Below are 24,038 nucleotides of genomic sequence, written 5' to 3'. Positions count from 1 at the left end.
ATAGGTTTTTGGTTCGTTCTCATGCTGGCTATTGGGTTGTGGGGGACTTATGTCTGAACTTATGCTCACGTTGCCATTTCCACCTAGTGTTAACTCATACTGGAGAAATATTAAGGGTAGAACGCTGATCAGTGAAAAAGGGCGTAAGTTTCGAATTAACACCATTGCTTCTGTATATGAGCAGTTAAAACGAAAACCTAAAGCAATTAAAGAAAATGTCTCTGTCCTGGTTCGTTTATATCCACCAACAAAACAGCGCAGAGATATTGATAACTTTTTAAAAGCCCCGTTTGATGCATTAACACATGCGGGTGTTTGGGAAGATGATCAGCAAGTGAAACATATGGATGTGATGTTAATGAAAGTCGTAAAGGGTGGAAAATTAGAAATCACTATCCGCTCATTTAATAACGTGATGTACGGTCACGAGTAAAAGTGGAGAGAAATAGCATGATGCAAAGAACAATGGAAGTTTCAGCATTACCCGCAATGAATCGCGAATTAACCATGTCTAGCAGGGAGATTGCCAGTTTAACGGGCAGTAATCACTCAGATGTTAAACGTTCTGCAGATAGGCTTTTTGTTGCTCAAATTTTAACCCAGCCATTGGCTGAGTTCCCTTTTGAGCATAACGGCAATCAATATACTGAATATCGTTTTAATAAAAGAGACTCTTTAGTGCTGGTGGCTCGATTATCACCTCAGTTCACAGCGAAAATTGTCGATCGCTGGCAGGAATTAGAGTCAAAAATGCAACCTCTCATTCCTCAAACATTACCAGAGGCATTGCGATTAGCTGCAGACTTAGCAGAAGAAAAACAAAAGCTGGAAAGTGAATTGGCGATTGCGACACCTAAGGCTCAGTTTGTTGATAATTATGTTTTATCCACGGGTTCTATGACGTTTCGCCAAGTGTGCAAATTACTGCAGGTGAAAGAAACGGATTTTCGCTGTTTTCTAATCGATAAGAAAATCATGTATCGCCTGAATAATACATTTACGCCTTATCAAACTCATGTCGATCTTGGTCGCTTTGAGATAAAGACGGGTACTAACCAAACCAATAACCATTCATTTGCACAATCACGGTTTACCGCTAAAGGCGTGAAGTGGATCGCTGGGCTATGGGCTGAGTATAAAGTAGGGGATATCATCTAATGAAATTATTATTAACACCCTATATTCAACCAGAACTAGGTGTTGTACTACTTAAACCAGGTGCTGAATTACTCGAGCAATTTAAGAAGCACCATCGTGTGATCATTAGTGATGTGCCAAAAAGCTTAGATGTGTTGCCCTCAGGTGCATTAACAGGTGATGAACAGCCTATTTTAAACAATAAGCACATCGTCCAATTTCTCAATAGTAAAAAAGTAATCCACACCATCGATAAAGTGGCGCCAATGGATACATGGGTTATTCGTCATATTCAATGCTGTCAGATTAATAACGATGAAGATAATTACCATCACCATGAGTTAGTGACGACTTTTCACGAGGCTGGGGTGATCCGCACTTGTTGGCATCATGATAACCATATTAGAAATTCATCTGCTGGGTGGGTTGCTGAATTAGCTCATAAAAATCGTATCAATTGGATGTTAGACACAATTCGTTTTCGTTTGAGATTAGATGATGGCCACCAGCTAACTATTCCTGATTTTTTCTCATTTGCAGTTATGCATAACTTGGTCGATGAATTACCCGAAGCGATATTGCGCCAGATTTTAAACTGGTCAGATAAACAAGAAGAACGCAGAGTTCATGGTGGTTTCCCTGAATCTGACATTATCCCAAGTAACGTAACGGCACTATCCGCAATGAATGCGCGTTTAGATGCGATAAAGCCGATTATTAAAGTTGCTGTTGATCCTGAGCCACCAGCGTCATTTCTTCTTAAACCTAAAATGCAACGTTGGGAAAATACCCAATGGTTGCAATGGGTGAAGACTCAACCGTGTTGCGTGTGTGGGCAACAGGCTGATGATCCGCACCACATCATCGGTCATGGTATGGGAGGAATGGCAATGAAAGCTCACGACCTATTCACTATTCCATTGTGTCGCATTCACCATGACGAGCTACACCGTGACCCAAAACAATGGGAAGCCACTCACGGTAATCAACTCGAATTGTTATTTCATTTTTTAAACCGTTCATTAGGTATCGGTGCATTTATTTAACGTGTGTACGGCACGAGGAGTATTAGCATGAAACTAGAGTCAGCATTAAAACAATTTTATCCAAAGTCACCGATGATCACCGATACGCCGAATTGTACAGATCCCGATAGAATGAAAGGGATGGATACTGCTGGAGCACTTGGCATGACGGAACATCGTGCTAAATTTGGCATGTCTGCGTTTTTTGCTAAGAATGACGTGAGCGAAGAGGATAAGTCCAACGCCGTTGGACAACTAACAAAATACGCATTAAAAGTAACGCCACGCCTGGTAGCTAAGTCAGCTGGTAATAAACTAGGCTATTGTTTAGTTATTTTATCAAAAATGGCGTTTGAAGATTATTCTCGTTCAGCAGGTTCGGTGTGTGAATGCCCTAGTTGCAAAGGTAAAAAGCTTATTTATAGCCACAAAGACGTCATTAAATATCCGGGCATTATGAAATTGAATGGCGAAGTGATTATGGAGCCAGTGATTAAAAATGAACTGGTTGGTGATAAATGCCAAATGTGTGGAGGAAAAGGAATTATTACGCATCGATGTCGTTGTAACGGGAGAGGACAAGTCTTGGACGAAGAGCAAACTGAATTACAGGGTGTACCTGTATTTAAAGAGTGTCCTCGTTGTGCTGGGCGCGGATATAAAAGAATGCCTTCCTCAGTAGCATATCAAGCTATTAGTAAATTATTACCAGAACTTAATGAAAGAACATGGCGTAGAAACTGGAAGCCATTTTATGAGCAATTAATTAGTAAATGTTTTAGTGAAGAAAGCAACGCTGAAGTAGTATTTAGCCAAGTTACTAATTAACTGGTTTTATATACAGATAAAGGTTGTATTTTGTCCGAACTTGGATTAAAGTCTTTTCATAGTGGGATATTTATTACTCAACCACACTAAATTAAATAAACCTCGCTTCGGCGGGGTTTTTTGTTATTAAAAAGAAGATAAGACTTGCTGTTCTATTTGGTAAGAGTTACATGTGTAGTTATGCACAATAACTGACCAAGGGTATAAAATATCATGTTAAAACAGTGTGATATGACAACGCAGGCAAGTTGTGTACTTGAAATAATCTCAAAAAATGATTGGCAAACAGTACAAGTAATTTCAAATCAAACTGGGCTAAGTAATGAAAATTGCGAGTTTCTATTAACTCAGTTTGAAATAGCAGGGTTTGTCGCAAAGCAAGGAAATAGCTATATGCGTACAGCCTAAAAAATATAAAGAATTTATAAAGCTGGTGGCTTAACGGTCATCGGCTTTTTTATTGCGTAGAAAAGGACTTCTGATGCAACTATTTAACGATGACGCACTCTCTGTATTGAAAACACTACCCGAAAATAGCATTGATTTAATTGCGACTGATCCACCTTACTTTAGAGTGAAATCGTGTGAATGGGATAATCAGTGGGATAGTGTTGAGGCATATCTGTCTTGGCTTGATGAGGTATTAGCTGAATTCTGGCGGGTATTAAAACCCAATGGCAGTTTGTATTTATTCTGTGGCTCTAAATTGGCATCCGATACTGAGTTGCTTGTTCGTGGGCGATTTAATGTATTAAGCCATATCATTTGGGCTAAGCCATCAGGGTCATGGAGACGACAAAATAAAGAAAGTCTACGCGCATTTTCTTCTTCAACAGAGCGAATACTCTTTGCTGAACATTATCAAAATCCAGTCACAGTTAAAGACTCTGAATTTTCTTTAAAATGCAAAGAACTAAAACAGAACGTATTTACGCCTCTGATTGATTATTTTAGAAATGCTCGTTTAGCACTGCAGGTAAGTTCAAAAGAAATAGACCAGGTAACAGGTAAGCAAATGTGCAGTCATTGGTTTAGCAATAGCCAGTGGCAATTACCCGGCGAAGAAGATTATAAAAAGTTACAAGCACTGTTTACACGCATTGCTGATAAACAAGAAAAACTATCACCGTTATCTCGCCACTTTAGTGAGTTAGAACAAGAGCAATTTACATTACAAAAAGACTACCAAGAGTTAATAAAAGAATATGGTTTATTAAGACGCCCATTCTTTGTGACTGCTGATGTTCCTTACACTGATGTGTGGATTTATCCTCCTGTTCAATACTATCCCGGCAAGCACCCTTGCGAAAAACCATCAACCATGATGGAGCACATTATTCGCTCAAGTAGTCGTGAGGGGGATCTGGTTGCTGATTTCTTTATGGGATCAGGAGCAACTCTGAAAGCAGCACTAAAACTTAATCGAAAGGTTTTGGGTGTTGAGCTTGAGAAAGAGCGCTTTGAACAAACAGAGCAAGAAATAAAAACGAACTTGTAAGAGTTACTTACAAGCTCAACTGTCCGGTAATTCCGGATGGTTCACATTATTTCGTTTAGAGGCTGATATGACGATTAATAATTTAAAAGTAATCAATGATCGGTATATAGCAGAAGAATTAAGAAAGGCTGTTATTGAAAGGGCTGAGAAAAAAGCCAGTACATATAATTCGGCTAAAAAAATATTTCAAATGGCTGAGTCTGGCGAATGTGTAAAGCATGGCGATGGTTATATTGATGTGATCCTCCATGACTACAATATTGATTATTTTCTCGCTCTTTTGAGAAGAACTAAATTATTTAAAAAATACGATAATAAAGTCTATCAGCACAGGACGTGCAAGAGGCTATTTCTCTATGAACGGCTAAATGAGTTTGGTGGAGTTAATTTCGCCAGAATTATCCTTTCCTAAATACGCAGACCACAGTATCAATCACACACTAATCACTTCACACAATCGCTGTGTGTCTGCACCTTTTTAACCAAATAACAGGACTACACACATGAATGAGCCGTTAACGGGCACTACAACAGCATCGCTAGCGGGCGTTTCAATTGTAGGTCTGTTTGCTGGTATGGACGCTGGCGTTGTTATTGGGGCGTTTGCGGGAGCAGTTATTTTTGTTTTATCTGCTCATGATATTCGTCTATTAAAGCGTTGGACTTATTTCGCGGTTGCTTTCCTTATTGGTATTTATGGCGCTGATTTTATGTCGGGTATTCTCAGCGATATAACCGGTGGCCGTGATGTTGATAAATCAGTAGGGGCAATGTTTTCGTCAGCAGGGCTGGTGGGTGTTTTAGTCTCAATATCAAAGCCGGGTGCAATGACTGACGGAATAAATAAATTTATTAATAATCTGATAGATAAATTCAGAGGAGGTGGCAGATGACCATCTCAATGTTTTGGATTTACATCAATTTCTTTTCTTGTTTACTCGCAGTCATTCGACTCATTAATTATCGACGTAATGGTGCTCAATATAAATTCGGAGCGTCATTTATTGCGTGGGTATTAATTATCTTATTGGGTTCGGTACCACTGCGGATCTTAACAGATGATTATTCTCATGCTGACCCATTTGAAGTCGGCATTAATTTATCGCTATGCGTACTCATCTTATTGAGTCGTGGAAACATAATGCAAATATTCAGAGGTGTCAGACATGACAAAGGTAGCTCGCGGTGAACGCAATAACAATCCGGGTAATATTGACTATAACCCCCATAATAAATGGGAAGGTTTAGTTGGTATTGAAACAGGAGTGCCTAACCCTCGATTCTGTGTCTTTGAGTCACCAGAATACGGCATCCGAGCAATTTATAAGTTAACCCAAACCTATCAACGTAAATATGGTTTGAACTCAGTATCAGCAATCATTAATAAGTATGCACCGCCAGTTGAGAACAACACGAATGGCTACATTATTCGTGCATCAAAAGAGATTGGTGTTGGTATTAATGACAAGATAGATACTCAATCAAAGCCAGTTGCTATTTCTTTAGCAAAAGCAATCGTAGGTGTTGAGTTGGGTTATCAACCTTACACAGATAAAGTCTTTGAAGATGCTTGGTTGTTGTTATGAGTAAATATATCCCATGGTTTTTTCTCCTACTTTTAAGTGCTCTATTAATGGCATTAAGTTTATCAAATGCAAAAATAAAAAAGCTGAGTAACGAAAATGAATTACTCAGCAAGAATTTGTCAGAGCAAATTAATATTAATAGTAATTATAAAGAGCGTATTGATAAGTTAAATAAACTCGATAGTGATCATCAACAGGAGCTTGCTAATGCAATGTCTGAAATTAGTCGCTTGCATGATGTTAGTGAGCGTCATCCTGAGCGGGTGTACATCAAAGCCGAGTGTCCAAAGAGCACCAGTAATTCCACCTCCAGCATGGATGATGCAACCACCGCCCGACCTACTGACACCGCTATCCGAAATTATTGGCTACTCAGAGAGAGAATTGCACAGTCAGAGCAAATAATTAAAGGGTTGCAGGATTACATTAGAACGGAGTGTATCAACTAAACGCTCCCAAGGAGCAATATAGTAAAGATTTGCTCATCATTAAGTTTAAAAATGTCCTTTCTTGTGGTATTTGGAGGGATACTGAGATCTATTTGTACACTAACTACGACATATATATTCTTTTTCTCATCAAGGTACGCTAACTGTTCTCCTCTTGGCGTTAAGATATTTTTCGGAGTTCCAGACTTGCTTGAAGTACACAGGTATCCAAATTTATTCTCGGCCTCACTAATGCTGGTCATTTTGTAAATTTGTTTAGACATATAGTATTCCTCATTTAAAAAGATTGTTGTGAAATGTTAATGAGGGTTATTTACGTAAAACTCAAGCATCAATGATTAGGTAATAGAGTAATTATGTATAAGTTCTACAAACGTCATTCATTGAGTGGCGTTGATAGAGTTTATTTAGATAGCCATCAGTTAATAACTGGTGGTTTTTTTATTGGAGAAAGTAAATGAATATAACGATTAATGATGATGGTTCTGTTTATATAAAAAACAATTCTCATCAGGGTTATTATGATCAGAGTGGGAATTTAAAGTTTGTGATTGGTAGTCAGGATGCTCCTGAAAAGATAGCTATCAATTATCCCAAAAAAGAAATAGGTGAATTGACCTACAAAGTCTCAGTAGATACTACTGAGTTAGATAAGTTAGAAGAACACCTCAATCGTATTAAGCAACTGATGCAAGATGTAGGGGTGAAACCTAAATCAATTCCACAATTCTTCTCTCAATCTTCTGGTGGATTTTTTATTAAAGATGCCTTTATTAATTCTGCTGAATTCAAAGGTGTGCTTGTCAGTAATAAGTCAGAGCATGACATCAATGCTCAGCTAGCTGATTTACGTATGCGAGCTGATCGACAAGATGCAGGCATCAATGAGCTAATGCAGGCTCGAGAAATTGAACGTTATGCGTGGGCTAAACTTACGAACGAGCTAAATAAAAGAACGTGGTGCAGTCAGAAGTAAAGGGGCTAAGAATGCAACAACATTATGAAGATAAGTTGGCTAGATTCATTTTATTACTATTAATTAAGCAAGCTGGCGACTTAAACGAGCAAACTAAGGCCGTAGTAAATAAGCACTATAAGGATATAGTTCAAGATATCGCTGAAATGGAATCAGTCATTCTATGTATTCCCGATAGAATCGGCAAAACAGAACAACGTCAGCTGGAGCAGGCTGTTCGTACTAGATATGGTAAAGGTATGCCGAGAGTACGAATTGATTGTGGGGTTAGTGGGTATCAGCCCAAGCATGAGATTAAGAATCCAACCCCGCCACCAAAGAAACCTTAATCATAATAAATTGATTTTGTTACACATAATTCAAAAGGTACTCCCAGCGGGGTACCCTCTCCACGGGGCGGCGCGCACGCGGGAAACGGCTCATTTTTCAATTTTTATCGGTCGTCACCACCAGTATAATTATTTGATAAATATATGTTAAAAAAATAACAGTGATGAATTTGCTTGTTTTTTGTTCATCACTAGCTCAAATCTTTAACTCTCATTTTTATTGTTCTACATCTCATTTCACTGCGCATTCACAGCGCAATCATTAAAACGTCGGATCCAATCACTTTGATATGAGCCTTCGAGGAAGTCAGTTATAGCTGGCGAGCTTCGACGGGCTGATTTTCTATGTGAACGAGGGTTCATTTCAAATGAAGGTAATACGTTATGCAATATCCAAGAGTCAGTATTAATGGTGTATCTGTTCGTGTTGATGATGAGGGAAGATATAACCTAAATGATTTACATGCCTCAGCCGTGGCAAATGGCGAAGCCAGAGAGAATCAAAAGCCAAGCCAATTTTTGAGAAGCAAACAAGTTAAGACATTTGTAGAAAAATTAAGCGCAATGCAAAAATGCACTGCGGTCAAAGTCATTAACGGTGGGCTTAATCATGGTGTGTGGGCTTTAGAGTTAGTTGTTATTCGATATGCAGCTTGGTTAAAGCCTGAGTTTGAAATTCTTGTCTACAACACGTTTAAAGATGCGACGAGAAAAGGTTTAGATGTTATGTCTAAATTGAACAAGCTAGATCATGTCATTAATGCTGAAACTAAAAACGTCAGTAACTGTGCAAGGATAATGGCTAATTGGGGAGTTGGTGGTAGAAAACAATTACTGCTAATGGCAAGAGAGCGAATTATTAATGAAGCTCAAATCTATCTTCCGGGAGTGGAATAAAACAAATGAAATATGGACAAAGAACTCAAACACCTAAAACTCAATATCAGCCAGATAGCTGCACTTTCTGGTGTCCATCGGCAAACTGCTTCCGCTCGTCTTAATCATTTAGAGCCTGTTGCAGGCAATAGCTCAAATCTAAAACTCTACGCACTCACTGATATTTTATCTGAAATGATGAAGGCGCCAGCCCCTGTCGATAATCAGGAAATGTTGCCTCAAGATCGGAAGGCGTGGTATCAGTCTGAGCGGGAGCGTTTGAAGTTTGAGCAAGAAGTGGGGGAGTTATTGCCTGCCTCAGATGTTGCACGAGAATATTCAGCGCTGGCTAAAGCGATGGTGCAAGTGCTGGAAACGTTACCTGACATATTAGAGCGTGATTGCGCATTAACACCGACAGCCGTATCCCGTGTTCAAGGTATTATTGATGATCTGCGCGACCAGATAGCACATCAAGTTTTAAGTGATCAATCGGATGGCGAAGAGAGTGATGAGGATGAGTTATGACAGCAACAGTGTCAGCAACCACATTAAGAAAAAATGTGGCACAACTCATCAAAGCACCGAGGCGAATGCCAGTTGCGGATGCCGTGGCAAAATATATGCGAGTACCAGTAGGTGCGGGTAACTCTGTTCCTTGGGATCCGGCGGTATCTCCTTACATTGTTGAACCTATGAATTGTTTATCGTCACGGCTCTATGATGCAGTGATATTTGTGGGACCTGCGAGAACAGGAAAGACGGTTGGGTTGATTGATGGCTGGGTGATTTATAATATTGTGTGTGACCCTTCTGATATGTTACTGGTGCAAATGACGCAAGATAAAGCACAAGAGCACAGTAAAAAACGGCTTTCTCGCACCTTTCGTTGCAGTCCTGAAGTCAGTAAACAACTCAGCCCTCGTCGCAATGACAATAACGTATTTGATAAATACTTTTTATCGGGCAGTTTTCTAAAAATGGGGTGGCCATCGATTAATGTGATGTCCTCATCTGACTTTAAGTGTGTGGCACTTACCGATTATGACCGTTTTCCAGAAGATATTGACGGTGAAGGAGATGGCTTTTCTTTAGCCTCAAAACGGACAACCACTTTTATGTCTGCGGGTATGACGCTAGTGGAAAGTTCTCCGGGGCGTGATATTACTGATACTAAATGGAGTCGTTTATCTCCTCACGAAGCTCCGCCCACAACCGGCATTTTATCGCTTTATAATCGGGGGGATCGCCGTCGCTGGTACTGGCAATGTCCTCACTGCCATGAATATTTTCAGCCTATTTATGATGCGGTAAAGGGGTATCGTGATAATCCAGATCCCGTAGAAGCGAGTGAATCTGCGTATGTGGAATGTCAGCACTGTTTAGGTCGCATCGAGCCCCATCAAAAAAGGGAACTCAATAATAAAGGAGTATGGTTGATTGAAGGGCAGTCCATTGATAAGCAAGGGAAAGTATCAGGAACAGGGCGTCGTTCTCGTATTGCCTCTTTTTGGATGGAAGGGCCTGCTGCGGCTTATCAAACGTTGTCTCAGTTAGTTTATAAATTACTGACTGCAGAACAAGAATACGAATTAACCGGCAGTGAAGAAACCCTAAAAGCGGTCACCAATACAGACTGGGGCTTGCCTTATTTACCGCGCACAGCACAAGAGCAACGTCGGAGCGATGAATTAATCAATCGTGTTGAAGACTTAGGCGAATTGATTGTTCCTGATGGCGTACGATTCTTGGTTGCCACCGTTGACGTACAGGGTGGTAAAAAACGACGCTTTGTAGTTCAGGTGGTCGGTTACGGTGAAAAAGGCGAACGCTGGGTGATTGACCGATTTGAAATAACCCAATCCCTACGTTATGACAACAACGGTGAATGCCGTCGAATTGATCCGGGCTCTTATCCTGAGGATTGGCAAGTATTAATCACGGATGTATTAGAGAAAACCTATCCATTGCAACATTATCCTCACCATGAAATGGAAATCATGATGTTGGGCGTGGACTCTGGTGGTGAAGATGGCGTTACTGATAATGCCTATAAATTTTGGCGTCGCTGTCGAAAAGAGGGATTACACCGTAAAGTCTATCTCTTTAAGGGCGATGGGCATAAACGCAGTAAGTTAATCACCAAATCATTCCCTGATAACACCAGTCGTTCTGAACGGCGCGCCCAAGCGAAAGGGGATGTGCCTCTTTATTTACTGCAAACGGATCAACTCAAAGACCGGATCAGCTCTGCGTTATCGCGCGATACCGTCGGACCTAATTATATTCATTTCCCTGATTGGCTGGATGAATCGTTCTATGACGAGTTGACGTATGAAGAGCGTGATGAAAAAGGGCATTGGGAAAAGCCGGGTCGAGGTGCTAATGAGGCATTTGACCTGATGGTTTACGCCCATGCCTTGGTGATATTAAAAGGGTACGAGAATATTAATTGGGAAAAACCGCCTAAATGGGCGAGATTGCCTGATGTAATGCTTTCCTCATCCCCGCCAATTACCGATATTGCCACAGAGCCTGAAATAAAACCCTCACCCGAAACCCAAAAACAGGAAACGCCTGCGGTATCTGCATGGGCACCGGTATCAAACAGCGGAGGCTGGATATGACGAAAGAAGAAATTGAACACATGATTGAGCAATACCGTTTAGCGGAAGAGGCGGTATTAAAAGGAAAATCCATCACCTTTAATGGACAAGCCATGACAATGGAAAATCTCAACGAGATCATAAAAGGTCGTGAGCGTTGGGAATCTCGTTTATCGGCGTTGATATCACGAAAACGAGGTAATCCAATGTATAAATTAGCGAGGTTTAGATGACATTATTAGACAACGCCATTGGTTATTTCGCCCCAAATTGGCAAGCCTCGCGTCTCCGCTCTCGATTACAAATTAAAGCCTATGAAGCCGTTTTACCCACTCGCACTCATCCCGCTAAACGTGAAAATCGTAATGCAAACCAATTGACGCAATTTGGTGGTACTTCCTTACGCGAGCAAGCGCGATGGCTAGATAACAATCATGATATCTCTATCGGTATTCTCGACAAGATGGAAGAACGCATTGTCGGGGCAAAAGGCATTATTGTTGAGCCACAACCTCTCGATGGTGCCGGACAAATTCATGAAGATTTAGCCTCTCAAATTCGTCAGGCCTGGGCGGAGTGGTCAGTACTACCCGAAGTGACAGGGCAATTTAGTCGTCCCGTGTTAGAGCGTTTATTGGTCAGAACGTGGTTACGTGATGGTGAAGTATTTGCTCAACTGGTCAAAGGCAAAGCCAAAGGGCTAGAACCTCAAGCCAATATCTATTTTTGGCTCGAAGCCTTAGAGCCTGACTTCGTGCCGATCCACATGAATATGCCTGAAAGCAAGATTATTCAAGGCATTAAATTCAATGAGTGGGGGCGACCCACAGGGTATCAGGTATATAAAAACCTCCCCCAATTCAGTGCCAATTTGGGGGATATCAAAACCATCGATGCTGAAAATATGTTGCACCTGAAATTCACTCGTCGGCTTCATCAAGCGCGGGGTGTCAGTTTGTTTTCGGGGATTTTAATGCGCTTAAGTGCGTTAAAAGATTATGAAGATGCGGAATTAACCTCCGCACGTATTGCGGCTTCATTGGGTATGTACATCAAAAAAGGGGATGCCGGCTCTTTCCCAGAGGGTGACTACGACGAAGATGAACAACGTAACATCGATATTCAGCCGGGCATGATTTACGACGGATTAAAACCGGGTGAAGAAGTCGGCATGATCAAATCAGACCGGCCTAATCCTAATCTACAAACCTTTCGCAATGGGCAATTACGTGCGGTTTCTGCAGGCAGTCGTGGCAGTTATTCCAGTATCGCTCGTGACTATAACGGTACGTATAGCGCTCAACGACAAGAGTTGGTGGAGTCATTTGAAGGTTATAACATTTTTCAAGATACCTTTGTGGCAGGTATTAGCCGTCCGATGTACCGCAATTGGTTAAAAATGGCGATAGCCAGTGGTGTGATCGCCGTGCCTCCTGATGTTGATGCTAAATCCTTGTTTAATGCGGTTTACAGTGGCCCTGTGATGCCGTGGATTGATCCGAAAAAAGAGTCTGAGGCATGGAAAACTTTGTTACGTGGTGGTGCGTCAACAGAAAGTGACTGGATACGCGCTAAAGGGGGCAACCCTGCGGATGTGAAACGTCGTCGTAAAACCGAAATTGACGAAAATAAACGATTAGGACTGGTATTTGATACTGATCCTGCTAATGACAAAGGGGCACAAGATGCTAAACAACAAGAAATCGATGACGATGCCTAAAATGTCGGGACCAGCAAATCAAAAAAGCTGGTTTCGCATGCAGGCTAAAGAAGACCAAACTGCGGATATCTATATTTATGATGAAATCGGTGGGTGGGGAATTAGCGCAAGACGCTTTACGGAAGATTTGCTCTCGCTGGGTAATCTCAGCCATATCAATCTGCATATTCACTCACCGGGTGGTGAGGTGTTTGATGGTATCGCCATTTATAACCAACTTAAAAACCATTCCGCGCCGATCACGGTTTATATCGACGGCTTAGCCGCATCAATGGCATCAGTCATTGCGATGGTCGGTGATACGGTCATTATGCCGAAAAATGCCATGATGATGATCCACAAACCGTGGGGCGTTTCATGGGGGGATGCGAATGATATGCGTGAATATGCTGACTTGCTCGACAAGTTAGAAAACGTACTCATTCCTGCGTATGTGGCTAAAACAGGAAAAACAACCGAAGAAATTACCGCCATGTTGGAGCAGGAAACATGGCTGGATGGTGACGAGTGTGTTGAACACGGGTTTGCCGATAAAGTGATTGAGCCAGTAAAAGCAATGGCAAGTCTTACATCTAAACGAATTGAGGAATTTTCATCTATGCCAAGTGCAATTAAAAATCAAATTAAACCTAAAAACACCACGAGTCCTACACAACCTAATCCAATTCCAGTGCCAGCACCAGAGCCACAGCCTAGCGCCACCTATAAGGATGAGCAAACGCGCTTAAATGGCATTAAAGATTTATTTGCCATGTTCGGTGGTCGTCACAATGATTTGATGATCACCTGTTTAGCAGATGCGAGTTGTTCTGTTGAGAAAGCGCGTGAGCAATTACTTAACACGGTTGCACAACAACAAAATCCTGAACCATCAAATAAAGGTAATGCGCATATTTACGCAGGAAACGGCAATATTGTGGGTGACAGTGTTCGTGCTTCTGTGATGGCGCGTGCGGGTTATCAGGATTATGAAAAAGATAACGCCTATAACAGCATGACATTGCGTGAATTAGCGCGTGCATCATTGACAGAGCGTGGCATCGGTGTGTCCACGTATAATCCGATGCAAATGATTGGGATGGCCTTTACGCACAGCACCTCTGATTTCGGTAATATCCTGCTTGATGTAGCGAATAAAGCGATTTTGCTCGGCTGGGAAGAAAATGACGAAACCTTTGAAAAATGGACGAAAAAAGGGCAACTCAGTGACTTTAAAACCGTACATCGTGTTGGGTTGGGGGCATTCCCTTCATTACGTGAAGTGCGTGAAGGTGCTGAGTATAAATACGTTACGTTGAACGATAAAGGTGAAACCATTGCGCTAGCGACCTACGGCGAGTTATTTAGCATTACCCGTCAAGCCATCATCAATGATGATATGAACATGCTGACAGATGTGCCAATGAAGTTCGGTCGTGCAGCTAAAGCGACAGTCGGCGATTTGGTGTATGCGGTGCTTATCGACAATGAAAAAATGAGCGATAAAAAAGCACTGTTTAGTGCCGATCATAAAAACATGATCACCGGCGGGATGGATGTAGAAACCATCAGTGCAGGTCGCACCGCGATGCGTCAACAAAAAGAAGGTGATCGTACGCTAAATATTCGCCCTGCCTTTATGTTGGTACCGACCACACTGGAAACACAAGCTATCCAAGTGGTTAAATCAGGCAGTGTGAAAGGCGCGGATGTTAATGCCAATATTATTAACCCAGTGCGCGATTTAGCGGAAATTATTGCCGAACCTCGTTTAGATGATGCAAGCGAAAAAGATTGGTATATGGCCTCACGTCAAGGTAGCGACACCATTGAAGTAGCGTACTTAAATGGGATTGATGTACCGTATATTGATCAGCTTGAAGGCTTTACTTCCGATGGTGTCACCACAAAAGTGCGTATTGATGCGGGTGTAGCACCAGTTGATTATCGCGGTCTGCTGAAAGTTTCCGGTAAATAAGACGTCTTTTTTCTTCGTTTTACCCTGATGCCCTGATGGGCTTTTTTTATATCTAAAATCCGGTGCTTCGGCATCGGAAGGAGTTTTTATGGCTAAAAATTATGTACAACAGGGTGGCACAATTGCTCTGGTTAATAGCACAAAAGAGATCATTAAAAGTGGTCAACTGGTGCACGTTGGCGCTATTGCTTGTGTTGCGATTACGGATATTCAACCTAGTGAGAAAGGTGATGGTTTTTCAGAAGGTGTTTTCTTGCTGAACAAGAAAGCCGGTATTGCCTTAAAAGCCGGTGCGACGGCGTCCGTTAAAGACAATGTCGTGGTGGATACAGGTGGTACACCTGCTGGTGTTGTTTGGGATGATGCGGATGCATCGAGTGAAAATGTCACGGTTAAACTGAATGTGTTTGCGCCAGCGGGTACGCCATAAGGCAGGAAACGATGAATCCATTTGAACGGTTGGTAAAAAGAATGGATAACGTGACCGAAGAACGGATGGGGGTTCCCATCCGTATCAATGGTGTTTTTTATCAAGCACTCGAATCTCATTTTATCCCTGAATTGGGACCGATGAGTGGTGATGGGGTGAGTTATGTTATTTTTTCGTCAACCTATCAACCTGACCGTAAGGATACTGTTGAAATTGAGGGCAAAACTTACCAAATCACGCGATATCAAAAGTTTAATGGTAAGCCACATATTTGGATTAAATAGGTGGGTGATATGAAAGGGTTAGAGCAAGCCATCAAAAACTTGAATAGCATTAATGATGAAATGGTACCGAAAGCCACAGCAATGGCGATTAATCGTGTTGCTCGCCGTGTCATTAGCCATAGTGTTAAACGGGTTTCAGCCGAAACGAAAGTGCCACAACGCCTTATTCGCCAACGTGTTCGACTTAATCGTGCGAGCAGTCGCTATAAAACACCTCGCGCTAGATTAGTGATAAACCGGGGTAATTTACCCGCCATTGCTTTGGGTAGTGCTCGCGTTCAACTATCAAGAAAACGAGGTAATCAGAAAGGAGCGGGGAGTGTGTTGAAAGTGGGCAAATTTTCTTTTCCTAATGCCTTTATTCAACAGCTTGATAATGGGCGCTGGCATATTCTTCAGCGCGTTGGGAAAAGTCGTTATCCTATCGAAGTGGTTAAAATTCCGCTCGTCACACCGTTAACAACGGCTTACACCGAAGAGTCAGAGAAGCTTATTGAATCTGATATGCCTAAAGAAATGGCATCGGCCTTAAAGCAACAATTACGGCTTTATATAAAAGGGAGGGTTTGGTGATCAAACACACACAGATCCGACACGCAATTAAAGAGGCGATTGAGCCTCATGCCAATGGGGCGACAGTATTTGATGGTCGCCCTTTTTTTGTGGATGAAAACGACTTCCCAGCGATTGCTGTGTATATCACCGATGCTATTTCAACAGGTGAAAACCTCGATGAAGATAGCTGGCAAGCGATTGTTCACATAGAAGTTTTTCTCAGTGCGAATAGCCCTGATGCTGAATTAGATAAATGGGTTGAAGCTGTGATTTATCCCGCACTGACCTCCATTCCCGCACTGTCCGATCTTATCGAAAATATGACCCCTAACGGCTACGACTACCATCGTGATGAAGAAATGGGGTTATGGGGTTCTGTCGATCTCAATTATCAAATTAGTTACTCAATGTAAAAGGAATCATTATGCCTACACCAAACCCATTAGCACCCGTAAAAGGTGCTGGTACCACGCTTTGGATTTATAGCGGTACCGAAGACCCATTAAAAGCGCCGTTTGATGATACGGATTGGACGCGACTGGCAAAAATTAAAGAGTTACAGCCGGGTGAAATTACCGCGGACAGTTATGACGATACCTATCTTGACGATGAAGATGCGGATTGGAAAGCAACAGCTCAGGGGGAAAAATCAGCAGGTGAAGCCAATATTACGCTGGCATGGAAACCGGGTGAGCAAGGACAAAAAGATCTGGTTGATTGGTTCCAACTGGGAGATGTTCGCCACTATCGTATTCGTTATCCGAATGGGGCAGTCGATATTTATCGTGGCTGGGTAAGTTCGCTGGGAAAAACGGTACCCGCAAAAGAAGTGATCACCCGCACGATTAAGATCACTAATAGTGGTCGTCCAGCTCTTGCTGAAGAAATTAAATCAGCGTCAGAGCAAGGAAAAAGTGCGCCCGTTATTAAAAAAGACGATGAATAAAAGGTAACAGTATGTTTTTAAATAAAAAAGAATTTACTTACGGCGGTAATTCTGTTGCGTTGTATGAATTATCAGCACTTCAACGCATTGAATACTTTGATTTTTTAGTCGAGCAATCAGAAAAAAACGACGATATTGAAAAAGTGGAAGGCGTTAAAAAAACAGCCCTGATTATTCGTGCAAATACAGAATCAAATGCCTGGTTAGTGTCTCGTTCATTAGCGCACGGTGGATCGGGTGATGTTGAGCTAATTTACAATGATGTTCTTTCTACATGGAATCCTGAAGCACTTGCTCTTGCAGCTAAAGAAGTGCTGGTGATTAGCGGGATGGCACAAGTTGAAAGCGCGGAAAATGAAAATATTCACAGTGATACACAGGAAGAGTCACTGGAAAAGTAGTTGCCCGTGAACATCAATTTATCCTGCGTTTGTCACATGAATTTAAACGCGCGGATTGGCGCAGGATGCTCAGCGAAATGACAGCGACCGAGCTCGCTGATTGGTTACACTTCTTTAATGAAACTCCCTTCACTCTCCAACTCATTGATCATGCTTTTTCTGGACTTAACTTCACTGTCGCCAGTGTTTTTGGTGGCAGTGATAATTTATCGCCAGAGGATTTTAGCGTGTTGTTACGAAAACCCGCTGTTGATATGGACGATGAGACTATGATGGCGGTCAGTGAAGGGATAGCGGGCGGAGTACGATATGAGCCAACAAATAGCGGATCTCACGATTAATTTAGGCGCTGAAACAGCAGATTTCAGCCAGCAAATGGGGCGTGTTGAACGTCAACTGCAAGAAACCGCAGAAAAAGCCGAAGCCAGTCAACGACGTATGGCTCAACTGGTTGAACAACAAGCGCAATCTGCTCGCAGTTCAGCAGAGAGTACTGCGCAGTCTCTTCAAGAACTTAACAATCAACAAGAAATTTCCCAGCAACAACGGGCTGATTATTATCAGCGGATCGCACAGGAAGAAGCGCGTTCAGCTATTGAATCACGCAAACAAGCAGATGCTTTTTTAGAGCAAGCTCAAAGTGTTGGGCAAACGAGAGATGCACTCGAACAACTCACTGAGGTTTTAAATAAATCAACAAAGGCTTATGACAAGCTCAAAATTACAGGTGAGCAGTTTGCCGAAATTCAAAATGTCACTCAATCAAGAATAAAGGCGATACAAGATCAACAAGATGCGAATACTGAAAAATACTACAAACAAATCGAAGCCGTTAAAGGATTATCAGGTAGTGCATCAGCGTTAAGAGCCATTCAGGCTCAGTTAAACCAAGAAGTGAAGAAAGGCACCATCCATCAGCGCGATTATCAGGTGCTTATTTCTGCTATTACTTCAGAGTCAATGAAATTACGCCGAGAAGAAGAGTCTCTAACACAACAAAAAACACGGTTTATTCAGCGGTTAAAGGAGCAAGTCGCTACTCAAAATTTAAGTCGTGAACAAATGTTGCGTTATCAAGCTTCTCAACTTGGCGTCAGTTCTTCAGCCGAGATCTATATTCGTCGATTATCTGAATCGAACAAAGAAACTAAAGAGTTTGATAAAAACAGTAAGTCATTATCTGGTCGTCTTCAGGGGATTGCTAATTCCTTTAATATGGGCTCACTGGTTCGTGGTGGTATTTGGGGAGGAATTACTGCCGGTTTAACGGGCGTTGCAAAATTAGCTTATGATGCAGAAAGAGAGTTTTCCCAATTTAACAAGCAGTTGATATTAACGGGTAACTACGCAAATAAATCCGCGAGCCAATTAAATGAAATGGCGCGAACCCTTGCGGGTGGCGGTATTACGCGTGGTGAAATGGCATCATCCATTTCGAGTGTTGTCGGTACAGGCGTATTTTCAAATAATGAGATTTCCCGTGTTTCAAAAGCGGCCGCACAGATGAATTACATCACAGGGCAGGCGATTGATACCACGATTGATCAGTTTAAACGCTTGCAAGATGAACCGCTTCAAATGTCGCTTGAATTAGAAAAAGCGAATCACCATCTCACAGCATCCCAATTAGAGCAAATCAGAACGCTCGAATTGCAAGGTAATAAAACCGAAGCAGCACGATTGGCAATTGATGCTTATGCACAATCTATTAATGACGGTGCTAATGAAATACCTAACAAACTGCTAACAATAGAAGATGCCTGGGTTCGCATTAAAAATGCGACTAATCAGGCTAAAGATGCTGTACTTCGTTTTAAGCTCGGAAGCTCTTTACAAGATGAGATCCGTGAACACGAAGAAATGCTAGTTAATTTTCAGTTAAACCCATTTACCGTGAAGCTACATCATGACAGAACAGGGCAAACAGTTGAGGATGTTAAGGCTAATTTAAGCAAACTGAGGGGGCAACTCTATGATTTAGAAAAACCGGAAAAAGAAGCTCAAGCTATAAAAAATAATGAGCAATTAGAAGTAAATAGGTTAAGGATAAGAGATGAGTTAGAGAATAGATATGCAGATCGAGAAATTAGAAGAAACAAGGAACTAGCTCAATTAGAGGCAAAAAAATGGACGTTAAGTACAGAAGAATTTAAAAAATATGAAACGGAAATCAATCGTCGATGGAGGGATCACAAACCACTCCAACCACCTAAAATCAAACCTTATAAAGTTTCTGCTGGCGATCGTGAAGAGGAAAAAGCTTCTCGCGATTTACTCTCATTACAAGCCCAGTTAGAAATTCTTAAAAAACATCAAAGCGCTAATGATGTTATCAGTCAACAACGCAAGGATCTTCAAAAAGAGCAGGCACAATTTGCAATTCTAGAAGAAGCGCAATTGACACGCCGATTAACTAATGCCGAAAAGTCTTTGCTATCAAATAAAGAAAATATTCTTGCTCAAAAGGAAAAGCTCGCATTAGTGGGTGATGAAGTTACCTTGCAAGAACGCTTAAACAAGATGCAAGACCAGGCTGATAAATACATTGCTCAGCAGTCGGAAAAACGTAAAGCGATTGAAGAAAGTATGGGCAAGTCGGCAAGAGAACAGCAACGTTACTTGGAACGTGCTCAGCTTCTTGCTGGTCAAAAAGAGAACCCACAACTAAATAATATGTTAGCCGAGCAACAAAAAACCTATGAAGTTGAAGATCAGAAGCGGGCTGATTGGTTAGCGGGTGCCCAAACCGCGTGGGGTAACTATAAAGACACCGCTCTTGATGTTAACTCTCAAGTGCAAAACGCAACATCAATGGCGCTTAATGGGTTTAGTAGTCAGTTAACCAACGTATTATTTGAAGGTGAAGCCAATTTCAAAGACTTTACAAAATCCATTCTTAAAATGCTAACGGATATTTTAATTAAAATGTCATTAGTTAAAGGAATAGAGGCGATGGGCTTTGGGTTTGGTGCTCCTGTTGCGAATGCGGACGGTGGGGTTTATAACTCAGCCAGTCTAAGCGCTTACAGTGGGCAGATCGTTCATAAACCTACCATGTTTGCGTTTGCAAAAGGCGCAGGCTTGATGGGAGAGGCGGGACCAGAAGGTATTTTCCCTCTACGACGAGGCGCTGATGGAAAGTTGGGCGTTATTGCGAAAATGCCTAATCAAGGAGCAGGTGTTACTCAGATAAACCATATAACTATTCAAAATGATGGTAGCAATGGACAGATAGGTCCTGAGGCATTGAAAAAGGTTTATGAAATCAGTAAACGTGGTGCTCAGGACTATATTATGAGCCAGCGTCGTGATGGTGGAGCTATGTAGATGGAATCATTTAAGTGGAAAGTTAAACCTGATATGAAAAAGGAGTTTGAGCCTCGAGTAAAATCAGTGAAATTTGGCGACGGTTATGAACAGCGTCGCCCTGACGGTATTAATAATAATCTAAAAAAGTACAATGTAACGCTAATCTATATAAATAGTGAAAGCTTGCGGATTGAGTCATTTTTAGAAAAACATGCTGGTGTCACCGCATTTTTATGGAAGCCACCTCATCAATCAGAATTAATTCAGGTAATATGTCGAAAGTGGTCATCATCAGTTGGGATGATTAGAACTGAAATAACAGCTGAATTTGAACAGACTTTGTTTTAATTATGCTGATTGATAAAAATAACTTTAATGAGGGTGATATGAAAAGAGTATTATTTGGTGCGATAGCATTGTTAACATGTTCTTATTCCTTTGCTATTGATGAAATTACAGTTATCGATCATGCAAAACAAGAAGCCTGTAAAGGTAGTGTTGAGTGTGAAAAATACTTTGTAGATGCTATTGGTATTGTATCTATGATCTCACGTTATCATGGTGAGTGTGTTGTAGACAATGATAGCTCAAAGCAATGCAAGGATGCCGAAAAAATATATAAATACATCATGACTCAATATGATAAAAATAACTAATTGTTATATAGGTTATTTCACTTTAGATTATTGAAATAAGGACTAGTGGTGAAAAATATAATACTAACAGTTTTGTTATTTACTTCATTTGGTGTAATCGGTAGTGAAAATATATCGTTAGGAAAATGGATCATAACTAAAGAAGAGAATAAATTAACTGATAAAATAGATTATTTTGCAATATTACCACCTGAAAGTGGTGAAGGGGCTTTAGTATTAAGATGTGTTGACAATAAGACTGATGTATTCCTTGCGACAGATGATTTTATAAGTTTGGATGATTATAGCAAAGTTACTATCAGAATTGATGGGAAGAAAGCATATACCGAAAGTTGGGAAATAGGGGGAGACAATGACACCTTATTTCCTTTAAGTCCGATACAATTTATAAAAAAAATAAATAATAGTAATAAATTAATTATTGGTTATAAGCCATATAATAGAACTCAAACTGTAAGCGAATTTAAAACTGATCACATAGATGAAGTTTCAAAATCAGTATCAAAATACTGTGGCTGGAAACTATAAAAATCATATTAATTTTATTATTTTAAATATTTACAGAAATTATAATAAGCCACCTTTTTAGGTGGTTTTTTATTGGAGCTAATATGCAACATATACCTCCTGAAATGCGAATTAGTGTTACCGAACTCTCCTCCTCGGATGCCTTACTTGAACTTTACGAATTTGATTTAACCAAGATAGGCGGTATTCGGTACCGCTTTTTTGATGGACTCAATCAACGTAAAGAGCCGTTAATCTGGCAAGGAAACACCTATGAGCCTTACCCTGTGAAAGGTGAAGGGTTTTCTTTTAATGGCAAAGGGCCATCAGGGCGACCCACTATTACATTGTCGAATTTATTCGGGTTGATTACAGGGATTGCCAGTCAGCTAGATAGTGCAATTGGTGGGCTGGTGGTACGTCGCATTGTCAGTACTCAATTCTTAGATGCGGTAAATTTTCCTCAAGGCAATCCTAATGCTGACCCATCACAAGAAATTGTGACACGCTGGATCATTGAGCAGATGACTAGTTTAAATTCAGTGACTGCTACCTTTATGTTAGCCACACCCAGTGAAACAGACGGATTAATGCTTCCTGGTCGCGTGATTTTGTCGGATATCTGTCCTTGGGGATATCGCTCTGAAGAATGCGGATACAAAGGGCCTCCTGTTGCTGATGAATGGGGAAAGCCAACCACCGATCCATTAAAAGACAAATGCGGTAAACGCCTTAGTGATTGTAAATTAAGGAAAAACGAATCACGTATAGGCGCGTTTGTCTCAACTTCCCGCATTGGTAATCGTTAATTCCCTCCTAAGGTGTTTCTTATGATTGAACAAGCAATTTTGGCGCAGGCAAAAGAGCAAGCGCCCTTAGAAGCGTGTGGCTTATTGATAAGTACCGCGCAGGGTGAACAGTATTTACCTTGCGTTAATCAGCATGCTGATCCGAAAAACCACTTCACGATTTCTTTTGATGATTTTATTCGAGCCGAACAGCAGGGTGAGGTGATTGTGGTTGTGCACAGTCACCCTGAAGGCCAACAGTACCTCAGTACATTAGACCGACAACTGCAGGTGAACAGCGCATTGCCGTGGTGGGTGGTCTGTGATGAAAAAATTTACAGCTATCAACCGGTGCCTCATCTATTAGGTCGCCAATTTGTTCATGGCTCAACAGATTGTTACGGGTTGTTTCGAGACGCTTATCATTTGGCAGGGCATGATCTGCCTGATTTTGAGCGACATGATAATTGGTGGCGCCAAGGCAAAGAGTTGTATCTCGATAATATGGTGAGCAGTGGTTTTCGGCAGGTCAAAAAAGAGGCGCAACCCGGCGATATTATTTTGTGCTGTTATGCCAGCTCTCGTGCTAATCACGCAGGGATCTATTTAGGCAATCAAACGATTTTGCATCACATACCTAATCAACTCAGTAAACGTGAGGAGTATAACGAACGATGGCAACGAATGACGCACTCAATCTGGCGTTACCGCGATTGGCAACCTTCCGACTTTATGGGAATTTGCAACGATTTGGACGTCGCTTTGATTTAAATGTGAATACCGCCTCTGAAGGGCTTCACGCGCTTTTTATTCAAATTCCAGCCTTACGCCTCGCCATTCGTGATGGTTGGTATCAAGTCCGCATTGCCGGTACCGATATTTCCCCGCAAGAAGTTCACCAAAAATTCAATGAAACCTTACCGGATAACGCGGTCGTCCATATTGTGCCGAAATTATCAGGCGCTAAAAACGTCGGTGTTTTTCAGTTTGTTGCGGGTGCTGCTTTGTTTTCATTGGGATGGTGGGGGCCTGCGTGGATCTCCGCAACCGTTGCCACATCTTTGATGGCGGGTGGTGCAGCCATGATGATTGGGGGTGTCGCTCAAATGCTGATCCCCGCGCCTAAACCCCCTAATTTATCTCGTGGCGATGAGGAAAAAGGCAATACCTATTTT

33 protein-coding genes and 1 pseudogene are annotated in these 24,038 nt (G+C 41.5%); 33 read left to right on the top strand and 1 reads right to left on the bottom strand.

The window, feature by feature from the left end:
• Positions 1 to 49: 49 nt before the first annotated feature.
• The 11 genes from DK865_RS10160 (at position 50) to DK865_RS10110 (ending at position 6,523) form a co-directional block, all read left to right on the top strand.
• Positions 50 to 433, top strand: a complete 384-nt coding sequence (locus DK865_RS10160) for a RusA family crossover junction endodeoxyribonuclease (RefSeq protein ID WP_109391847.1) — start codon at positions 50 to 52, stop codon at positions 431 to 433.
• A gap of 17 nt (positions 434 to 450) precedes the next feature.
• A complete protein-coding gene (locus DK865_RS10155) occupies positions 451 to 1,158 on the top strand; it encodes a phage antirepressor KilAC domain-containing protein (protein ID WP_109391846.1) in 708 nt (235 codons plus the stop codon).
• On the top strand, positions 1,158 to 2,183 hold the full coding sequence (locus DK865_RS10150; RefSeq protein WP_109391845.1) for a DUF968 domain-containing protein: 1,026 nt from the start codon (positions 1,158 to 1,160) through the stop codon (positions 2,181 to 2,183). Before DK865_RS10155 ends, DK865_RS10150 begins: the two co-directional genes overlap by 1 nt.
• A 27-nt stretch (positions 2,184 to 2,210) precedes the next feature.
• A complete protein-coding gene (locus DK865_RS10145) occupies positions 2,211 to 2,990 on the top strand; it encodes an antitermination protein (RefSeq protein WP_109391844.1) in 780 nt (259 codons plus the stop codon).
• Between the two features lie 231 nt (positions 2,991 to 3,221).
• Entirely contained in the window at positions 3,222 to 3,398 is a 177-nt protein-coding gene (locus DK865_RS10140) for a hypothetical protein (protein WP_228407761.1), read from the top strand.
• 73 nt (positions 3,399 to 3,471) lie between these two features.
• Complete coding sequence (locus DK865_RS10135) at positions 3,472 to 4,488, top strand: DNA-methyltransferase (RefSeq protein WP_109391842.1); 1,017 nt, start codon at positions 3,472 to 3,474, stop codon at positions 4,486 to 4,488.
• 67 nt (positions 4,489 to 4,555) lie between these two features.
• Positions 4,556 to 4,900, top strand: coding sequence for a hypothetical protein (locus DK865_RS10130; RefSeq protein ID WP_109391841.1), 345 nt, complete (start codon positions 4,556 to 4,558; stop codon positions 4,898 to 4,900).
• A gap of 91 nt (positions 4,901 to 4,991) precedes the next feature.
• Positions 4,992 to 5,381, top strand: a complete 390-nt coding sequence (locus DK865_RS10125) for a putative holin (protein ID WP_109373189.1) — start codon at positions 4,992 to 4,994, stop codon at positions 5,379 to 5,381.
• The gene (locus DK865_RS10120) at positions 5,378 to 5,677 is read left to right on the top strand and encodes a phage holin family protein (protein ID WP_109391840.1); all 300 of its coding nucleotides are present in this window, start codon (positions 5,378 to 5,380) and stop codon (positions 5,675 to 5,677) included. Before DK865_RS10125 ends, DK865_RS10120 begins: the two co-directional genes overlap by 4 nt.
• Entirely contained in the window at positions 5,655 to 6,074 is a 420-nt protein-coding gene (locus tag DK865_RS10115; protein ID WP_109391839.1) for a structural protein, read from the top strand. Before DK865_RS10120 ends, DK865_RS10115 begins: the two co-directional genes overlap by 23 nt.
• The gene (locus DK865_RS10110; protein ID WP_109391838.1) at positions 6,071 to 6,523 is read left to right on the top strand and encodes a lysis protein; all 453 of its coding nucleotides are present in this window, start codon (positions 6,071 to 6,073) and stop codon (positions 6,521 to 6,523) included. The genes DK865_RS10115 and DK865_RS10110 overlap by 4 nt, the downstream gene beginning before the upstream one ends.
• Here the strand turns inward: DK865_RS10110 and DK865_RS10105 are convergent.
• Positions 6,520 to 6,786 (bottom strand): hypothetical protein, encoded by a 267-nt coding sequence (locus DK865_RS10105; protein WP_109391837.1) that lies wholly within the window; start codon positions 6,784 to 6,786, stop codon positions 6,520 to 6,522. The genes DK865_RS10110 and DK865_RS10105 overlap by 4 nt on opposite strands.
• 194 nt (positions 6,787 to 6,980) lie before the next feature.
• On the opposite strand from DK865_RS10105, the gene DK865_RS10100 reads away from it, so the two are divergent.
• The 22 genes and pseudogenes from DK865_RS10100 to DK865_RS09995 form a co-directional block, all read left to right on the top strand.
• The gene (locus tag DK865_RS10100; protein WP_109391836.1) at positions 6,981 to 7,499 is read left to right on the top strand and encodes a hypothetical protein; all 519 of its coding nucleotides are present in this window, start codon (positions 6,981 to 6,983) and stop codon (positions 7,497 to 7,499) included.
• Between the two features lie 11 nt (positions 7,500 to 7,510).
• The gene (locus tag DK865_RS10095) at positions 7,511 to 7,828 is read left to right on the top strand and encodes a hypothetical protein (protein ID WP_109391835.1); all 318 of its coding nucleotides are present in this window, start codon (positions 7,511 to 7,513) and stop codon (positions 7,826 to 7,828) included.
• A 384-nt stretch (positions 7,829 to 8,212) separates the two neighbouring features.
• A complete protein-coding gene (locus DK865_RS10090; RefSeq protein WP_109391834.1) occupies positions 8,213 to 8,725 on the top strand; it encodes a KilA-N domain-containing protein in 513 nt (170 codons plus the stop codon).
• A gap of 12 nt (positions 8,726 to 8,737) precedes the next feature.
• Positions 8,738 to 9,232 (top strand): DUF1441 family protein, encoded by a 495-nt coding sequence (locus DK865_RS10085; protein WP_099659611.1) that lies wholly within the window; start codon positions 8,738 to 8,740, stop codon positions 9,230 to 9,232.
• Positions 9,229 to 11,331 carry a phage terminase large subunit family protein gene (locus DK865_RS10080; RefSeq protein ID WP_109391833.1) on the top strand — a complete coding sequence of 701 codons (2,103 nt, stop codon included), beginning with the start codon at positions 9,229 to 9,231 and terminating at the stop codon, positions 11,329 to 11,331. Before DK865_RS10085 ends, DK865_RS10080 begins: the two co-directional genes overlap by 4 nt.
• Complete coding sequence (locus tag DK865_RS10075; RefSeq protein WP_004247869.1) at positions 11,328 to 11,543, top strand: hypothetical protein; 216 nt, start codon at positions 11,328 to 11,330, stop codon at positions 11,541 to 11,543. The genes DK865_RS10080 and DK865_RS10075 overlap by 4 nt, the downstream gene beginning before the upstream one ends.
• Positions 11,540 to 13,030, top strand: coding sequence for a phage portal protein (locus tag DK865_RS10070; protein WP_109391832.1), 1,491 nt, complete (start codon positions 11,540 to 11,542; stop codon positions 13,028 to 13,030). Before DK865_RS10075 ends, DK865_RS10070 begins: the two co-directional genes overlap by 4 nt.
• Positions 12,996 to 14,987, top strand: a complete 1,992-nt coding sequence (locus DK865_RS10065) for a ClpP-like prohead protease/major capsid protein fusion protein (protein ID WP_109391831.1) — start codon at positions 12,996 to 12,998, stop codon at positions 14,985 to 14,987. The genes DK865_RS10070 and DK865_RS10065 overlap by 35 nt, the downstream gene beginning before the upstream one ends.
• Before the next feature lie 88 nt (positions 14,988 to 15,075).
• Positions 15,076 to 15,417, top strand: a complete 342-nt coding sequence (locus tag DK865_RS10060; protein ID WP_109373199.1) for a DUF2190 family protein — start codon at positions 15,076 to 15,078, stop codon at positions 15,415 to 15,417.
• Between the two features lie 11 nt (positions 15,418 to 15,428).
• Positions 15,429 to 15,701 (top strand): ATP-binding protein, encoded by a 273-nt coding sequence (locus tag DK865_RS10055; RefSeq protein WP_109391830.1) that lies wholly within the window; start codon positions 15,429 to 15,431, stop codon positions 15,699 to 15,701.
• 9 nt (positions 15,702 to 15,710) lie between these two features.
• Positions 15,711 to 16,274: a phage tail protein gene (locus tag DK865_RS10050; protein WP_109391955.1), complete on the top strand. Its 564-nt coding sequence runs from the start codon at positions 15,711 to 15,713 to the stop codon at positions 16,272 to 16,274.
• Positions 16,274 to 16,669: a phage tail terminator protein gene (gene gpU, locus DK865_RS10045; protein WP_167392495.1), complete on the top strand. Its 396-nt coding sequence runs from the start codon at positions 16,274 to 16,276 to the stop codon at positions 16,667 to 16,669. Before DK865_RS10050 ends, gpU begins: the two co-directional genes overlap by 1 nt.
• A gap of 11 nt (positions 16,670 to 16,680) precedes the next feature.
• Positions 16,681 to 17,142 (top strand): annotated as a pseudogene (locus DK865_RS10040) (phage tail tube protein); the annotation flags it as partial.
• 71 nt (positions 17,143 to 17,213) lie between these two features.
• Positions 17,214 to 17,603, top strand: a complete 390-nt coding sequence (gene gpG / locus DK865_RS10035) for a phage tail assembly chaperone G (RefSeq protein ID WP_109391829.1) — start codon at positions 17,214 to 17,216, stop codon at positions 17,601 to 17,603.
• 65 nt (positions 17,604 to 17,668) lie between these two features.
• The gene (locus DK865_RS10030) at positions 17,669 to 17,944 is read left to right on the top strand and encodes a phage tail assembly protein T (protein ID WP_241253972.1); all 276 of its coding nucleotides are present in this window, start codon (positions 17,669 to 17,671) and stop codon (positions 17,942 to 17,944) included.
• The gene (locus DK865_RS10025) at positions 17,913 to 20,930 is read left to right on the top strand and encodes a phage tail tape measure protein (RefSeq protein WP_109391828.1); all 3,018 of its coding nucleotides are present in this window, start codon (positions 17,913 to 17,915) and stop codon (positions 20,928 to 20,930) included. The genes DK865_RS10030 and DK865_RS10025 overlap by 32 nt, the downstream gene beginning before the upstream one ends.
• A complete protein-coding gene (locus tag DK865_RS10020) occupies positions 20,931 to 21,260 on the top strand; it encodes a phage tail protein (RefSeq protein ID WP_109391827.1) in 330 nt (109 codons plus the stop codon). It abuts the gene before it with no gap.
• A gap of 2 nt (positions 21,261 to 21,262) precedes the next feature.
• On the top strand, positions 21,263 to 21,568 hold the full coding sequence (locus DK865_RS10015) for a hypothetical protein (RefSeq protein WP_109391826.1): 306 nt from the start codon (positions 21,263 to 21,265) through the stop codon (positions 21,566 to 21,568).
• Between the two features lie 48 nt (positions 21,569 to 21,616).
• Entirely contained in the window at positions 21,617 to 22,096 is a 480-nt protein-coding gene (locus DK865_RS10010) for a type VI secretion system-associated protein TagO (protein ID WP_162556620.1), read from the top strand.
• 83 nt (positions 22,097 to 22,179) lie between these two features.
• Complete coding sequence (locus DK865_RS10005) at positions 22,180 to 22,884, top strand: phage minor tail protein L (protein ID WP_109391824.1); 705 nt, start codon at positions 22,180 to 22,182, stop codon at positions 22,882 to 22,884.
• Positions 22,885 to 22,905: 21 nt separating this feature from the next.
• Positions 22,906 to 23,634 carry a C40 family peptidase gene (locus tag DK865_RS10000; protein ID WP_109391823.1) on the top strand — a complete coding sequence of 243 codons (729 nt, stop codon included), beginning with the start codon at positions 22,906 to 22,908 and terminating at the stop codon, positions 23,632 to 23,634.
• Positions 23,538 to 24,038, top strand: a 501-nt coding sequence (locus DK865_RS09995) for a tail assembly protein (protein WP_228407760.1), incomplete at its 3' end; no start/stop codon positions are given. The genes DK865_RS10000 and DK865_RS09995, both read left to right, overlap by 97 nt.

The sequence above is a fragment of the Proteus cibi genome, from assembly GCF_003144405.1.
Lineage (GTDB): Bacteria > Pseudomonadota > Gammaproteobacteria > Enterobacterales > Enterobacteriaceae > Proteus > Proteus cibi.
The sequence above is the reverse complement of the archived record's forward strand: the minus strand, read 5'-3'. Positions and strand labels throughout refer to the sequence as shown.